General features: G+C 45.7%; 13 protein-coding genes. 4 read left to right on the top strand and 9 right to left on the bottom strand.

All coding sequences use genetic code 11. The features are described 5' to 3' along the window. Positions 1 to 3: 3 nt before the first annotated feature. Positions 4 to 2,418, top strand: a complete 2,415-nt coding sequence (locus DW947_RS06055) for a glycoside hydrolase family 9 protein (protein WP_117962721.1) — start codon at positions 4 to 6, stop codon at positions 2,416 to 2,418. 77 nt (positions 2,419 to 2,495) lie between these two features. Here DW947_RS06055 and DW947_RS06050 read toward each other — a convergent pair whose 3' ends face one another. Continuing rightward, a complete protein-coding gene (locus DW947_RS06050; protein ID WP_005831983.1) occupies positions 2,496 to 5,129 on the bottom strand; it encodes a valine--tRNA ligase in 2,634 nt (877 codons plus the stop codon). A gap of 186 nt (positions 5,130 to 5,315) precedes the next feature. On the opposite strand from DW947_RS06050, the gene DW947_RS06045 reads away from it, so the two are divergent. Both DW947_RS06045 and mazG read left to right on the top strand, forming a co-directional pair. Beyond that, positions 5,316 to 6,362, top strand: coding sequence for a DUF3810 domain-containing protein (locus DW947_RS06045; protein ID WP_005831985.1), 1,047 nt, complete (start codon positions 5,316 to 5,318; stop codon positions 6,360 to 6,362). Between the two features lie 8 nt (positions 6,363 to 6,370). Beyond that, on the top strand, positions 6,371 to 7,195 hold the full coding sequence (mazG, locus tag DW947_RS06040; protein ID WP_117962747.1) for a nucleoside triphosphate pyrophosphohydrolase: 825 nt from the start codon (positions 6,371 to 6,373) through the stop codon (positions 7,193 to 7,195). An 86-nt stretch (positions 7,196 to 7,281) separates the two neighbouring features. Here the strand turns inward: mazG and DW947_RS06035 are convergent, their stop codons facing one another. The 6 genes from DW947_RS06035 to rpsA form a co-directional block, all read right to left on the bottom strand. Then, positions 7,282 to 7,755: a hypothetical protein gene (locus DW947_RS06035; protein ID WP_035449335.1), complete on the bottom strand. Its 474-nt coding sequence runs from the start codon at positions 7,753 to 7,755 to the stop codon at positions 7,282 to 7,284. 25 nt (positions 7,756 to 7,780) lie between these two features. Beyond that, positions 7,781 to 8,146, bottom strand: a complete 366-nt coding sequence (locus DW947_RS06030; RefSeq protein ID WP_005832902.1) for a hypothetical protein — start codon at positions 8,144 to 8,146, stop codon at positions 7,781 to 7,783. A 47-nt stretch (positions 8,147 to 8,193) separates the two neighbouring features. Continuing rightward, positions 8,194 to 8,748 carry an RNA polymerase sigma factor gene (locus tag DW947_RS06025; protein WP_117962719.1) on the bottom strand — a complete coding sequence of 185 codons (555 nt, stop codon included), beginning with the start codon at positions 8,746 to 8,748 and terminating at the stop codon, positions 8,194 to 8,196. Positions 8,749 to 8,802: 54 nt separating this feature from the next. Next, positions 8,803 to 9,717, bottom strand: a complete 915-nt coding sequence (locus tag DW947_RS06020) for a ribonuclease Z (protein WP_005832904.1) — start codon at positions 9,715 to 9,717, stop codon at positions 8,803 to 8,805. Between the two features lie 34 nt (positions 9,718 to 9,751). Beyond that, complete coding sequence (locus tag DW947_RS06015) at positions 9,752 to 10,546, bottom strand: hypothetical protein (protein ID WP_057097779.1); 795 nt, start codon at positions 10,544 to 10,546, stop codon at positions 9,752 to 9,754. A 175-nt stretch (positions 10,547 to 10,721) separates the two neighbouring features. Further along, positions 10,722 to 12,518 (bottom strand): 30S ribosomal protein S1, encoded by a 1,797-nt coding sequence (gene rpsA / locus DW947_RS06010; protein WP_005831997.1) that lies wholly within the window; start codon positions 12,516 to 12,518, stop codon positions 10,722 to 10,724. A gap of 196 nt (positions 12,519 to 12,714) precedes the next feature. On the opposite strand from rpsA, the gene DW947_RS06005 reads away from it, so the two are divergent. Next, a complete protein-coding gene (locus tag DW947_RS06005) occupies positions 12,715 to 13,536 on the top strand; it encodes an alpha/beta hydrolase (protein WP_009038072.1) in 822 nt (273 codons plus the stop codon). 3 nt (positions 13,537 to 13,539) lie between these two features. On the opposite strand, the gene coaW is transcribed toward DW947_RS06005, so the two are convergent. Further along, on the bottom strand, positions 13,540 to 14,370 hold the full coding sequence (gene coaW / locus DW947_RS06000; protein WP_005832001.1) for a type II pantothenate kinase: 831 nt from the start codon (positions 14,368 to 14,370) through the stop codon (positions 13,540 to 13,542). 167 nt (positions 14,371 to 14,537) lie between these two features. Further along, positions 14,538 to 16,859, bottom strand: coding sequence for a DUF5686 family protein (locus DW947_RS05995; protein ID WP_117748921.1), 2,322 nt, complete (start codon positions 16,857 to 16,859; stop codon positions 14,538 to 14,540). Positions 16,860 to 16,965 lie beyond the last annotated feature (106 nt).

Raw genomic sequence — 16,965 nt, 5'->3', positions numbered from 1 at the left:
ACCATGAAATACATCATCCGAACACTGCTGCTGGCATGCTGCTGCATGCAGGCACAAGCACAAGCTCCGTGGAAACCCGATACGGAACTGGAGAAACAATTACAGCAAAGCAATCATGTGCACCGCATAATGAAAGCCAATCCCGCACACGCCGGACTGACACGGTGGGAAAAGAAAAAGGTATTGAAAAGCAGGGTACTCCCCCTGGCCGAAGATTTCGGCGCTCTGCGCCACACCGGACCCGGAACCATACATGTAGACCGTAAAGTCACTGTCTCAGGCAAAGGAAGTGTCCGTCTGGACACTCCTGCCTCCCTGGGCAAGAAGAATCCAACAAACCGGAATTACGCCACCCCGGAGATTATCCGTCCCCTCGACCGGGAAGACTTGCGGGAATACAACCGCTTTTCCGTTTGGGTATATGTGGATGCACCGGGCGTTTATCTGACCTTTGCCGGATTCACCCTATACAATGAAGGAGAGAAAATCATGCCGACTCCCGGACGCTTTGAAGGACAACACTTCGAGACTGTCTATCCCAACAAATGGCAGCACATCATATGGGAAATACCGGACCTATACCGTGACTGTGTCACCGGCTTTTCGGTAAACATCATGCTGGCAGGTGCTCCTGCAGGAGCCAGCGAATGCATGAGCCTATACATAGACGACATGCGCATCGAAAAGGTAGAAGCGGAAAACAGCCGGGGATTCGACCTGCGAAAAGATGCAATGGCCTACTGCCACAGCGGATACAAGCCGGGAGCACGCAAGCAGGCTTTGGTGCAGCACGTACCGGAAAGGACTTTCAGCCTACACGATGCCGCCACGGGACAAACCGTTTATCAAGGTAAGGCCAGTCCTCTGAATCAGGACAAGAAGCAGGACAAAGGATTTCTTGTGCTGGACTTCAGCAGTTTCAATACGCCCGGACAATACTTCCTCTCCATCGGTGATGTACAATCAAAGCCTTTCCCCATCGGAAATGATGCCTACCTGTCTACCGCCTGGCACACGCTGAACTTCTTCTTTTCCGAACGTTGCGGTTTCGACCAGCCCGGCATTCATCAGGAATGCCATCAGGATGTATTCGCCTATCATCCCGACGGACGGAGCATGAGTATTGCCGGAGGATGGCACGATGCAGCCGACCTGACTCAAGGAACGGGAAATACAGCCGAATCGTGCATCGCCCTCCTCGAAATGGCCGGTGCCGTACAAAGCAAAGACAGTATCTTCTACGAACGCCTGCTGGAAGAGGCACGCTGGGGAGTGAACTGGATTCTGCGTACCCGCTTCGGTGACGGCTACCGACTGGGTGGACTGATTATCGGCATTTGGACAAAGAATATCCGTGGTGACAAAGACGACATGCAGACAGAAGCACGAAATACGCCTACGGACAATCTGAAAGCCGCTTCCAGTTGCGCACTCGCCGCCCCTCATTTTGAAAAGAAAGACCCAGTGTTTGCACGGTGGTGCCGGAACAGTGCCATTGAGGACTTCCAATTCGCCATCGACCTGCTGGATACACAAAGGACGGAACAGAACGAAACAGAACTTTATGCCCTTGCCACCGTCACAGCCATGCGTTTGTACCGCCTTACACAAGATGTTTACTATCTGGACTGGGCAACCCGGCTGGCACGTACCGTCATGGCGGGCCAACAGTTGGAAAAGCGTACCGACTGGAAAATCCCCCTACGAGGTTTCTTCTATGAATCTTCCCGGAAAAAACGTATTCTGGCCTATTATCACCAAAGCCAAGAGCACTTGATGGCTGAAGGACTCTCGATGCTACTGACAGATGCCCCTACCCATCCGGACGCCCCGTTGTGGAAGGCATCCTGTGAAGCCTATGCAGACTATCTACGCGGGATTTCACAACTGATTGAGCCGTACGGCATACTGCCAAGCGCCGTATACGAGGTGGATAATACCGATTATAAGAATCTGTACCACGAAGGAGAGCAGGTAGGGCTTCCCAGCCTGGAAGAATACAATGCACAAGTGCGCAACGGCATCCCTCTCTCGAAGGATTTCTATCTGCGCCGTTTCCCCGTCGCCTATCAGTTCAGGGGATTCCACGCTGTTGTCATGGGCAAAGCCAAAGCTGCCTTTATTCTTGCACGCCTATTCAACGACAAAGCGTTAAGGGATATTGCAACCCGCCAGGTAGAATACATATTAGGCTACAACCCGTTTGCCATGAGTACCGTTTATGGAGACGGATATGACTATCCGCCGCTTTACGGGGCATACGCCGGAGATGTGGTGGGAGCTGTACCCGTAGGAATCGAAACATTCGAAAATGAGGACGAGCCTTACTTCCCGATGCAGAATAATTGTACCTACAAGGAAATCTGGACACACACTACCGCACGCCTGATGTGGTGCGTAGCAGAACTGTTCAAATAAACAGTTCATTATACCGCTAAAAAAAGCTCCGGAGTTGAAGGTTCCGGAGCTTTTTCTCTGTTTTATGTGATGGACAGTTATGCCTTTTTCAATGCTGCAATACTTTCCTTGAGAGATTTGATGATACTTTCAGCATCTGCCTGCTTCTTGCGTTCCATCTCAAGAACGGCGGCAGGAGCATTATTCACAAACTTCTCGTTACCCAGTTTCTTCAGCACACCCTGCAAGAATCCTTCCTTATGCTTCAGTTCGGCCTCCATACGGGCTATCTCGGCTTCCACGTCAATCATATTACCCAAAGGTACGGCATATTCCGTAGTACCTACCATGAAGGAAGCAGCACCGTCGGCCTTGTTCTCCACTATATTGATGGAGGAAAGGTTACACATTTTCATGATAACCGCGTTGAATGCCACAACCGGATTCTCACCGATAACCTGCAACTCAAGTGTCTCTTTTTGGGCGATGTTCTTCTGCAAACGGATGGAACGGATATTGCTGATAACCTCTTTCACCACTTCAAACTCCCGGATGATATCCTCATCTACCAATGCCGACATTGACAACGGGCTTACCATCAAGCTCTCACCGTCTGTACGGTCGCAAAGATGCTGCCACAACTCCTCTGTAATAAATGGCATGAACGGATGGAGCAGATGCAACAAGTTATCAAAGAAACCGATAGTTGCTTCATACACTTTCCGGTTGATGGGCTGGCCGTATGCCGGTTTAATCATTTCCAGATACCAGGAAGAGAATTCGTCCCAGAACAGTTTGTAAACAGCCATCAGCGCTTCACTCAAACGGTACTTGCTGAACAAATCAGCCACTTCGGCAGCCACTTCATTCTGCTTGGCCTCAAACCAGCGTATTGCCAGTTCTGAAGCTTCCGGTACCGGAACTTCCGCACTGACTTCCCAACCTTTAATCAGACGGAAAGCGTTCCATATCTTATTATTGAAGTTACGTCCTTGCTCACACAGTGCATCGTCAAAGAGGATGTCATTGCCAGCAGGAGCTGAAAGCATCATGCCCATACGTACACCATCGGCACCGTATTTCTCAATCAAATCCAGCGGGTCGGGAGAATTACCCAACGACTTGGACATCTTACGTCCCAGCTTGTCACGGACAATACCCGTAAAATAAACATTCTGGAACGGCATCTTACCTTCATATTCATAGCCTGCCATAATCATACGGGCTACCCAGAAGAAGATAATGTCCGGACCGGTCACCAAGTCGCTGGTAGGATAATAGTAGTTTATCTCCTCGTTACCCGGATTGTTGATACCGTCAAACAAAGAGATGGGCCACAACCAGGAGGAGAACCAAGTATCCAGGCAGTCCTCATCCTGACGAAGGTCTTCCAGTTTAAGGTCTGCATTACCCGTTTTCTCTTTTGCCAATGCCAAGGCTTCTTCGGGAGTGGCAGCCACTACATAACCACCTTCCGGCAAAAAATAAGCAGGAATGCGATGCCCCCACCATAACTGGCGGCTAATACACCAGTCCTTGATATTTTCCAACCAGTTCTTGTACGTATTCTTATATTTGGCAGGATAGAACTTCAACTCATCATTCATCACCGGCGGCAAAGCCATGTCGGCAAAGTGCTGCATCTTCAAGAACCACTGCATGGAAAGTTTCGGTTCGATGGGCACGTTGGTACGTTCGGAGAAACCTACCTTGTTGGTATAGGCTTCCACTTTCTCCAACAGACCGGCAGCAGCCAGGTCCTTCTCAATCTGCTCGCGCACATCGAAACGGTCCATACCGATATACAGGCCGGCAGCTTCACTAAGCGTTCCGTTATCATTGAAGATGTCGATGCTCGGCAGATTGTACTTCTCACCCAGCATGTAGTCGTTCACATCGTGGGCAGGAGTTACCTTCAGACAACCGGTACCGAACTCTATATCTACGTAATCGTCCTCGATAACCGGAATAACACGTCCTACCAACGGAACAATCACCTTCTTACCCTTCAACCAGGTATTCTTGGGGTCATTCGGATTGATGCACATGGCTGTATCTCCCATGATGGTTTCAGGGCGGGTGGTAGCAACCACTGCATAACGTCCTTCGGGGTCACCTTCTACCATATACTTCAGATAGTACAGCTTGCTGTGCTCTTCTTTGTAGATTACTTCCTCGTCACTAAGTGCGGTCAGTGCCTTAGGGTCCCAGTTCACCATGCGGACACCACGATAAATCAGACCTTTGTTATACAAGTCAACAAAAACCTTGAGCACGCTTTCACTGCGTTTCTCATCCATAGTAAAAGCTGTACGATCCCAATCGCAAGAAGCACCCAGCTTGCGGAGCTGCTTCAAGATGATGCCGCCATGTTCGTCAGTCCATTCCCAGGCATGCTTCAAGAACTCGTCGCGGGTAAGGTCTGTCTTCTTGATGCCTTGTGCGGCAAGTTTGTTCACCACCTTGGCCTCGGTAGCAATGGATGCATGGTCGGTTCCCGGCACCCAGCAGGCATTCTTGCCTTCCATGCGGGCACGGCGTACCAGAATATCTTGTATGGTATTATTAAGCATGTGTCCCATGTGCAACACACCGGTGACGTTTGGAGGCGGAATGACGACGGTGTAAGGCTCACGACCATCGGGTTTCGAACTGAATAATTTGTGGTCCAACCAATACTGGTACCACTTTCCCTCCACGTCAGCGGGATTGTACTTACTTGCTAATTCCATGTTTTTAAATCTCTATAATTAATTTATTGCGAATAACGGGCGCAAAATTAATGAATTAAAATTTAAATATATATTTTTGTCCCTACAAAATGAGTCAGGAGTTAGTAGGAGTTAAAGGGAGTTATCGCCCTCCGGGCTTAGGAGTTAGAGGTCGATAGTCCTCTTAATGGTAGGTTGAAAATAAAAATGAGAGACAAATTGAAAATCCGGTATGTCGTATTAATCGTATTACTGTCTGTTGTATGGGCAACGCAACTCATTCCAATATTGGGAGAAGTATATGCACAGTCTGTATATCCGGTGATTTCCCATTTCTTGTCCTCCTTTTCAAAACTCATGCCTTTTGCCATAGGCGACTTGTTTATTTTCCTCAGTGTACTCGGACTTCTTTTCAATCCAATCAGGGCACGCTATATCCAAAAGAAAAAGTGGAAACAGATTCTGCTGAACGAAATGGAATACTTGCTGTGGATATATGCATGGTTCTATCTGGCATGGGGACTGAACTACTCACAGAAAGATTTCTATGGCAGGACAAACATTCCTTATACTGCCTATACTCCCGAAATCTTTCAGTCATTTGTAGACAACTATATAGACAAGCTGAATGCTTCCTATACAGATGTCACCTCCATTGACGAACCATTGGTCTGCCGGGAAAGCGTACACGGATACAACCAAATCAGCGATACGCTGGGGATACATCGCCCTCCCCACTCCTCTCCGCGCGTGAAGACCATGCTTTTCACTCCGTTCATTTCCATGGTCGGTGTTACGGGAAGCATGGGACCTTTCTTCTGCGAATTCACGCTGAACGGCGATTTGCTTCCACCACAATATCCTGCTACTTATGCCCACGAGCTGGCACACTTTTTAGGCATCACCAGCGAGGCAGAAGCCAACTTCTACGCTTACCAGGTCTGCACCCGTTCGCAGGTGAAAGAGATTCGTTTCAGTGGGTATTTCTCCGTACTCCCACATGTGCTGGGCAATGCCCGCCGACTGATGAGCGAAGAAGAATACGCAGAACTTTTCAACCGGATACGTCCTGAAATCATAGAACTGGCCCAAAAGAACCAGCAATACTGGATGGAGAAATACAGTCCGCTCATCGGAGACATCCAGAACTTTATCTACGACTTGTACCTTAAAGGAAACAAGATTCAAAGCGGACGCAAGAACTATTCGGAAGTAATAGGCTTGCTTATCTCATACGAAGAATGGAAAAACTAAATTTCAAAATCATGCATACAAGAAAAGAACAGATGGAAGCCTTCGGCCGCTTCCTCGACATACTCGACGAGCTGCGCGAGAAATGTCCCTGGGACCGCAAGCAGACCAACGAAAGCCTGCGCCCCAATACCATCGAAGAGACTTATGAACTTTGTGACGCCCTGATACGCGATGACAAGAATGACATCTGCAAAGAGCTGGGCGATGTGCTGCTGCATGTGGCTTTTTATGCAAAGATAGGCTCCGAAACCGGTGATTTCGATATGAAAGACGTATGCGACCGTCTTTGTGAGAAACTTATTTTCCGCCATCCCCATGTCTTCGGCGATGTAAAGGCCGAAACCGCAGGCCAGGTTTCTGAAAACTGGGAACAGCTAAAATTGAAGGAAAAAGATGGGAACAAAACAGTGCTGAGCGGTGTACCCGCTGCCCTACCCTCGCTCATCAAGGCCTACCGCATCCAGGACAAGGCACGCAATGTAGGATTCGACTGGGAAGAACGCGAACAGGTGTGGGATAAGGTAAAAGAAGAAATCCGGGAGTTCCAGACAGAAGTCGACCACATGGATAAGGAAAAAGCTGAAGCTGAATTCGGCGATGTCATGTTCAGCCTCATCAACGCTGCCCGCCTCTACAAAATCAATCCGGACAATGCGCTGGAACAGACCAACCAGAAGTTCATCAACCGCTTCAACTATGTAGAAGCGCACAGCATCAAGGAGGGCAAAAATCTCCATGACATGACGCTGGAAGAAATGGATAAGCTATGGAATGAAGCGAAAGCATTGGAAAAAGAAAGCAAACAAGATGATTCTTCTAAAGGTCAGGTTTAGCTGGCTAAAGCGAGGTATCTATCATTAACAAAAGAAGGTTGCTCACATCATTGTGGCAACCTTCCTTATTTGTATTCATTCACTATTCATCTTTTTCCTTGTGTTTTTCGTGGAGAAGCATCCCCCTTTTTATGCATGCCTTTCAGTAATTCACGGTGGAAACGCATTTCAGCCCTTTGCACCAGATAAATCTTTTTACAAGGCAATATTTTCTTGAACTTATCAAAGTAGGTCTTGTCCAACCGGTCAGAAGCGATACGGGCATCATATACACCTTCCATAATTTCCTCATACTGGGCTTCGGTTGTTTTTTCATCTTTCCCTTGTCGAAGCAACTTCCAAGCCTCGTCATTTAGCTGCTTTTTCCGGTCCTGCAATTCAAAATACAATGGGAAGAACTTGGCTGCCTCCTCACTCGTCAGTCCGGCTTTCTCCGTTATAAACGCTTTTTGTTTGGCACGAAACTCTTCAGGTGACAGATGCTGGTCACATCCATCGCTAGCCCAAAGCAGAGGCATAATGCCACATATCATAACCAATAAAACAATTAGTTTCTTCATTTTTAAATAATTGAGTGTTGTTACCTTATTCTGCATCAGAGTCTGCCAAATAAACATACAATGAATAATCATCCAGCATGGAATTCTCTACAGCCATATTAATATATTCCATTTCTGTTTCCGTATCATCAGCAGCCATACGCTCTACAGATGGAGTATGCTCCGAAGAAGCTACACGGATAATCAATGCCGCACCTATAAACATGGCGGTCATATACAACCAAGGCCTTACCTTCTGCCACATTGTAGGCTCTGTCTGCACAGCAATGAGTTTCTCTTTTTCGGGAAGCCGGTTCATTACCTCTGAAGTAAGATTCTCAAAGTAGCCGTCAGGAACGCGGAAAGGATTTTCCGTCCCTATCTTTTTCAGTATTTTATCTTCTTCTTTCATAAGCTTTCTCCTTTCTGTTTAATTAGACATTGTTTTGTGGCAAAGGTTTAATACTCCTCACCCAAAAACTTTTCTATTTTCTTCAAGGCATGGTGATAGGAAGCCTTCAAGGCACCTACGGAAGTACCAAATATATCGGACATCTCTTCGTATTTCATTTCCTGGTAATACTTCAGGTTAAACACCATACGTTGTTTTTCCGGCAAGGCAAGCAAGGCTTTTTGCAAAGCCATCTCTGCTTTATCACCGGAGAAGTAAGGATCACTTTCAAGCTTTTGAAGTGCATCTGCCTCGGGGTCATCCAAAGAGACTGTGGAAGCAGCCCGTTGTTTGTTCAGAAAAGTGAGGCATTCATTCAAGGCTATGCGATAGAGCCAGGTAGAGAGTTTAGCCTCTGCCCTGAAATAATCTATATTAATCCATGCTTTAATGAAAGTATTCTGAAGTAAATCATTGGCATCTTCATGAGAGAGGACCATACGACGAATCTGCCAATACAGCTGCTCGCTATATTGGGTAACAATCATCTCAAATCCCCGCTTTTGTGTGCTTTCTTCTTGTAGAAGAGCCAACACTTCGCGTTCATTATAGGAAGGGGTCATAAATTTCTATTCGCATTTGTTGTTTTAGACTGCCAAAGATACGAAAAGTTTAATTCATACCGATACACAAAGTGTTTCTTTGGCAAGCTGAGTATCCGGAAAAATAGCGGATGCTTCTTGAAGCAAGATATTTTCATCTTCGTATCGTGCCGAAAAATGTCCTATCAACAACTTCTTCACTTCAGCCTTCCTGGCTATTTCAGCCGCTTGTGCAGCAGTTGTATGAAATGTTTCTTTGGCACGTGGCGCATCCTCATTCGCAAATGTCGCCTCATGAAAAAGTAAATCAACCCCTTTTATCTGCTCCACGATAGAAGGAAGATAGATGGTATCCGAGCAATAAGCATAACTGCGGGACGGAGCAGAAGGACGGGTCAACAAGTTGTTGGAAACAGTTTTTCCCTCCGGTGTCACGTAATCGGCCCCATTCTTTATACGATTCAATTCGTATACCGGCACTTGGTAGAAATCGACCATTTCACGGATAATATGGTTAGGACGCCGCTTTTCTGCAAACAAAAAACCACAACACGGCATACGATGACGCAAAGGAATGGTAGTAACCGTCAACGAACGGTCTTCATAAATCAACATCGGTTCTTTCGTATCAAACTCATGGAAAAGGACCTTGTACGTCATCTGCCTATTAAAAAAATCCAGCATAGGTGTCAGTAATGTTTCCAGCCCTTTGGGAGAATGGATATGCAACTCTGCTGTACGTCCTAAAAGGTTAAGTGTAGAAATCAGTCCTAATAAGCCAAAACAATGGTCTCCATGCAAGTGAGAGATAAAGATATGATTCAAACGTGAAAACTTCAGATGTGATTTACGGAACTGCAACTGCGCTCCTTCCCCACAATCAATCATAAACAGCTTGTCGCGCACGTTCACAATTTGAGACGTAGGGAAATGACGCGTTGTGGGTAAAGCGGAACCACAACCAAGAATATGTAACTCAAATTTTTCCATTCCAAACCTTCCGAACTGATTTCTACTCCTTGATTTATAGAAGAGCCTTTATCTCTGAAACTCCAAAGGATATTTCAAAAGTTTCTCCGGATTTATTCCCTTTATACAGATAGCCCACCCCTTTATCACACTTCACACATACTTCCAAGAACATGCGCAAGGCTGGATCGGAGGAGTTCAAAGAGTTCTTCACATTTGCCTTCATCTGTTCGGCATTTTCCTTCAAAGCAGACATCTGTACTACAGATTCGTCAATCGTATAATGATAAAGCACCTTATCCGACTCGATTGTCAGTTTATTGAGCATAGTGGCTTCATCCACCTGCATCGGGCACGATACGTTGGTCATCTTCACTTGCTCTTCCAGTTTCTTCTCGTCACTGCTGTCGGCAGATGCACCACCACCATTCAATATATCTTTCAAGTCCTGAGTAGTCAGATAACATTCCACTTCGTTACCGGATGTCTTTCCTTTATATATGAACTTTATACCGGAATCAGTACCGACAACCAAATCCAGCATCTCTTTAATGGACCCTTGTGGATTACCGAACATAACAGTCACAGCAGACTTCATTGCATCAGGATTCTCTTTCAAAGCGTCTATATTGAGGAAACTTTCATTCATAAGCAGTACATATACCACATCCGACCCATCAAAAGTAATACTGGATATTTCGCCGGAAGCTCCCATATCCATGGGACATTGTTTGTTGGCTGCTGCGATAGCCAGCTTGAGTTTAGACTTCTGGCCGCATGCGGTTAGTAACATCAGCGACAGGCAAGTGAACAACACCATCTTCCCTGCATTTTTGAACATGTTTTTCATAATAAATGAAAATTAAATTATTGAATATTTCTATGATTGCAAAAGTAACCACCCTGCAAAGATAAACATTTATGGAAAAACCATCCTTAATTCCATAAAATTCTATTGACAAATCATAAAAAAGAAGGGCACTTGTTTGCGCAAGTACCCTTCCTTCATTTATAGAACGGAGTAATTATTTCTTTCCAGCTTCCATCTGTTCCTTCAAGGCAGCCAAAGCATCAATGTCACCCAGAGTAGTGGATGCAGCCTGGTTTTGGATAGCAGGAGCAACGTCTTCTCTCTTACCGGTTGACTTCTTAGTAGCAGCCTTCTTTTCAGCTCTTTCTTCTGCCTTTGCAGCATCTTCGAAGATACGGCTGTGAGAAAGGATGATACGCTTAGCGTCCTTGTTGAACTCAATTACCTTGAATTCAAGCTTCTCGTCCAACTGAGCTTGTGATCCGTCTTCCTTAACGAGGTGCTTCGGAGTAGCGAAGCCTTCTACACCATAAGGCAGAGCAACTACAGCACCCTTATCCAGCATTTCGATGATAGTACCTTCGTGTACAGAACCTACTGTAAATACAGTTTCGAATACATCCCAGGGATTTTCTTCGAGTTGCTTGTGGCCAAGGCTCAAGCGACGGTTTTCCTTGTCGATTTCCAGAACTTGTACGTCGATGTCTGCACCAATCTGAGTGAATTCAGACGGATGTTTAACCTTCTTCGTCCAAGACAGGTCAGAGATGTGAATCAAGCCGTCAACACCTTCTTCGATTTCAACGAATACACCGAAATTAGTGAAGTTACGAACCTTTGCAGTGTGCTTGCTGCCGATAGGATACTTCTCTTCGATAGTTTCCCACGGGTCAGACTTCAGCTGCTTGATACCCAAAGACATCTTACGTTCTTCGCGGTCCAAAGTCAGGACTACTGCCTCTACTTCGTCACCTACCTTCATGAAGTCTTGTGCAGAACGCAAGTGTTGTGACCAAGACATTTCAGATACGTGAATCAGACCTTCAACACCCGGAGCGATTTCGATGAATGCACCGTAGTCAGCCATAACTACAACTTTACCCTTCACGTGGTCGCCAACCTTCAGGTTAGCATCCAGTGCATCCCAAGGATGCGGAGTGAGTTGCTTCAAGCCGAGAGCGATACGCTTCTTCTCATCATCGAAGTCAAGGATAACGACGTTGAGTTTCTGGTCGAGTTCAACCACTTCTTTCGGATCGCTGACACGGCCCCAAGAAAGGTCTGTGATGTGAATCAAACCATCTACGCCACCCAAGTCGATAAATACACCATAGGAAGTGATATTCTTAACGGTACCTTCGAGAACTTGTCCTTTTTCGAGTTTACCGATGATTTCCTTCTTCTGTTGTTCCAGTTCGGCTTCGATAAGAGCCTTGTGGGAAACAACCACATTCTTGAATTCCTGGTTGATCTTAACAACCTTGAATTCCATAGTTTTGCCAACGAATACATCGTAGTCGCGGATAGGCTTCACGTCGATTTGAGAACCCGGCAAGAAAGCTTCGATGCCGAATACGTCTACAATCATACCACCCTTTGTGCGGCACTTGATGTAACCCTTGATAATTTCTTCGTTTTCCAAAGCTGCGTTTACGCGATCCCAAGAACGGGTAGCACGAGCTTTACGGTGAGACAGAACGAGCTGTCCTTTCTTGTCTTCCTGATTTTCGATGTATACCTCAACAGTATCACCAACCTTCAGTTCAGGATTGTAACGGAATTCACTCATCGGAATGATACCGTCTGATTTGTAACCGATGTTCACAACTACTTCACGCTTGTTCATTGCGATTACGGTTCCATCAACTACCTCGCGGTCGTTAACCTTGTTCAACGTATTGTCATACGCCTTTTCCAGTTCTTCGTGGCTTGCACTGGCTACTGATTCGCCGTTCTCATAAGCATCCCAGTTGAAGTCTTCAATAGGAGCTACATTCTTTAAATTTTCCATTAATAAATAAATTGTTTAACTCGTTAATTAAGTGAGACTTTATGTTGACTCATTGTAAATCGGGCGCAAAGATAGAAGTATTTTCTTGAACTACAAAACAAAAAGCATTCAAAACAGCAGTGGAATAATCAATTAAAGAATAAAAAAAATGTTACCTTTGCATCGTTTCATTTATACATAATCTCAATAATTTATCATGAAAAAGATAATCGCATGCATTTCCATCATTTGCTATACATTATTATGTTATAGCCAAAATCAGACAACGGACAACAACTACCGTACGCAAAAGAACATTTCCTATCTTCATCCCGGCGAAAAGGACAGTTATAAGCTGGAGCGTTGTAAGCTCGACCTCCATTATCCTACTGATAAAAAAGGATTTGCCACCCTTATCTGGTTCCACGGCGGAGGACTGGAAGCCGGAGAAAAACATTTTCCGAAGGAGTTCCTGGAGCAAGGCTACGCCGTGATAGCCGTAAACTACCGACTCAGCCCGCGTGCCCAAAATCCTGCCTACACGGAAGATGCCGCAGAGGCCGTTGCTTGGACTTTCGAGAATATAGAAGAATTCGGAGGAGATAAAGACAAAATATACATAGCCGGTCATTCGGCAGGAGGTTATCTCAGCCTGATGCTCAATCTGGACAAGAGTTACCTGGCAAAGTGGAATATTGATGCCAACAGCCTGGCAGGCGCTTTCCCCATCAGCGGACAGACCACCACTCATTATACCATCCGCAAAGAACGCGGACTGCCTTCCGACACTCCGATTATAGATAAATATGCTCCTTCCAATAACGTAAGAAAAGACGCTTCACCCATGATACTTATCACTGGCGACAAAGAGTTGGAGATGCTGGCACGCTATGAGGAAAACGCCCATTTATATGCCCTCCTCAAAGCATTGGGACAAAAAACCACCCTCTATCAGATGGAGGGATTTGACCACGGTACGGTGGCCGCTCCCGCATGTACCTTGATAAACAGCTATATGAAGAAGGCAGGCAAGAAGTAACCACTACCCTTGCCTTTCTTTTATATATGCCAATGCCGCTCCTATTGCTGTTCTATATTCAGCATAGGGCGGTATATGAAAATGTACATGATAGATGGCTTCCATTTTAGAAAACACCTCCCGGCACTGGGGCAGTTGGGTGAGATTTCCTATCAGAACGAAATCCTTGATAGGACTGTTCAAAGCTGACAGTACAGCAGCTCCTCCAATGGTTTGAAGTACCGTATAAATTATACCGCAGGCAATATCTTCTTGAGAAGCATTGCTATCCGCTTTTCCGAAAAGAGAGGCGGTAGCACTCACCGGCAAGTCAGGCAAAGCAGTGTTGCAAATATCACCTATCTGCAAGTTGACACGAGTTACATCCCCTTTCTCAGCCAACTCGGACACCTGATGAATATCATGAGTTTTCAACAGCAACCTCGATAATCCCTGCAAGGTGCCTCCACCAATCCCCAAGCCGCCAATATGCTGCACCTTGTCTCCATCTATTTTCACAAAAGAAGTGCCGGTACCCATGCTGACTACAATCAGTTGGTCTATATCCGTTGCATGTCTGGCTCCCAAACCATTGGCAATAAACTCATCCGTTTTGCGAGTAGGCAGTCCATATAGAGGGCTGTTGACAAATGCGCTTCCCACTCCCGTCAGCATCACCTGCTCCACATCGGCCAGCTGTATACCATTGTCATAAATATACTTACCGAATGCTCCGAATAAGGAAGTCACCGGATCGGTAGCCGTAATAAACATTGGAGACTGTATCTGTTCTCCATTGATTCCAACGATTTTCGTGGTACTTCCACCCACATCTATTCCTATTACTATACCCATAGCTCCAAGTAATTTGCAGCAAAGTTACAAAAGAATCAATAATTGACAATTGATTAATGTGATAATGTGCCAATATGCTAATTGGCTAATTGGCTGCGCTATGTTTATGCTACGCCATCACGCCCTGGTCATTGACACATTGGCACATTAATCACATTACCACATTGCTATCTGTTAAACAGTTCGAAGGTAAATTTGCAACCTATTTCTTGATACTTCCAGTTTGCAAAGCTGGCAAACAAGCCAAAGTCAAATATATGTGTACCAATACCATACCCTACTTCCAGATAAGGTTTCAAGTGAGGAACCACCAATGCATTCAGATACAGACGTTCATTCAATACATATTGGGTATATTTCATCAGATGGCGGAGCAGGAGGAAAGGCGCTTCATAGGTAAGGTGTCCGCGGATATATTTACGGGAAGAGTTATACCAGCGGCCGTCCAGCAACTGGAACACCCCGCCAATATCATCACTCCAACCCATAGGAAGATTGGAACGCCGCAAATTGGCAAAGTCCACAAAGTACAGTTCCTTCTGATTGGTAAACTCTCCCCAACCAAAACGCCAATAAATATCACGCATCAAGCCCAAAGAAACCTGATGCTGCAAATCAATCTCTACACGCTCGTACGAACCACTGCTCTGCAACACTCCACTGAGTCCCCGCTCCCAATCTACTGAGATGGAAGGATACTTGGAATGAAGATTTACTTTACGGTCGCCATTCATATAATAGTATTGTCCCGGAGTCCAGGTGAGGCGGACGCGGGGAGCAAAACTATTATAGGTATGGCGGAACTTGTTCAGGATATTCGGGTCAAAATTCGGAAAGAAGGATGAACCTCCGGAACCGACACGGGTGGCCGACTTGGTAGGCGGCATGCTCGGGTAGTTCAGTTCAAACCGGGAGCGGTTCACTTCCGTACGTCTGTGCATGGATACACCCACTTCCAGCGACAGACCGTTTACTATTTCCCAGCTATGACGCAGATTCAGATACAAATCCTTGAAATAATCCAAGTGTATCTGGTTGAAGTCAAAAATACTGTCGGGGATGGCTTTCAGGTCGTCCAGCACATCACTGCTGTAAATCCGGTTACCGTTACCAAACTCCAGATGCAATGCTGCACGCTTACGGGGCCAATAATCAAAATCGGACCTCACCCTCCAGTAAAACTCTTTTTCCTTAAAATTATAACCTATCCGGGGAACGATGCGCAGCAGGCGATCACCGGTAAAAATACGGTTGTACTTGAACTCCTGCCGATACGAAATTCCATGCTTGCCGCTATAGCTCAAAAGAAAAGGATTGATTAGTGGTGAACAGCGCACACTCCCCAATTTATCAAGGTCTACCGTATAGCGACTGATCAATGCATCTCCAATCTGCCCCCAAAACTCCAAGTTCTTATTCACCGGTTTCTTTTTCCGGGCGAGCGTATCCCGACGCAAGAAGAAATCCTGATACAGTGTCTCCTCATGCGGAGTCAAAGGAATGGGACGCAAAGTTTTAAAGTAAGCAGTATCACGTAGATAAGCATTCGTATCAGTACGCAACGTGTATGAATCGGACAAGTCATATTTACTTTTCTTCACCGACCTCCGTATATCACTGCCAGAAGTTTTCTGAATGATGTTCTTATAATCGAGTACAGCTTCATAAGTGCCATCTACCACATTTCCCAAAAAACGAAACGTTGCATCCACATCATACTGCAACGGAAGAAATTCGTCCGAATCGCCCACATTACCCATCTTCACCAGATTATTGAACCGCACCATCTCATTACGTCCGGAAAAACGCATCTCGCGTACACTCCACACGTTATCACTCACAATCAGATAACCGCCCACCAGCTGAAAGCTTTTGCTTTTTGGCATAAAACGGATTTTATACTGAAGGGCATGCCGTTCCCCCATCACCGTATCAATCCGATAGGTATAATATTTTTTGGCATTGGGTGCTAAAGGAGAGAGTAGTTTGTCATATAATAAGGTAGAAGAATAGATGTTGATGTGAAAATATTCCGGCAGCCGTCCGTCCATTTCCCAAAACTCGGAAGCAGTACCGACACTTGCCTTTACCTTCTGGTCATAGATGTCGGGAGCAGTAAAATGCAAATCGCTATAAGTTTCCATCATATATTCCCGCACCCCTTTCTTGGGCCGGAACATGGAAGGGATGTAGCGGAGAATATGATTCTTCTTACGGATATTCACCCAGCCCTTTATGTAAAGCTCAGCCTTGTAACTTTCAATAATACGTTCATAAAGGGGGGCAAAGAAGATGACTTTCTCCATGATGGAGTCTGCCGAACTCACATGTTTGTCAACCGGATAAGATACACGCTCCGCCCCTGCCTTCTGTACAAAAGAAAACAAGAAGCAAATCCAAATCCATATAAACAACAAACGTTTCAACCGCAATTTCTCCTTATAGAATCGGGACAAATATACGGAAGAATTTGTGTAATGCAAAAACATGTTCCATAAAGAAGTGGGGATGACACTTGTGACACCCTTTATTATAAAACATATGTTACGCGCGCGAGACAATAATACACAAGCACACATAGTTTGTGCGAGATAA

The organism is Bacteroides sp. AM44-19, from assembly GCF_003603395.1.
Lineage (GTDB): Bacteria > Bacteroidota > Bacteroidia > Bacteroidales > Bacteroidaceae > Bacteroides > Bacteroides uniformis.
This window is presented reverse-complemented; position numbering and strand designations above follow the sequence as displayed.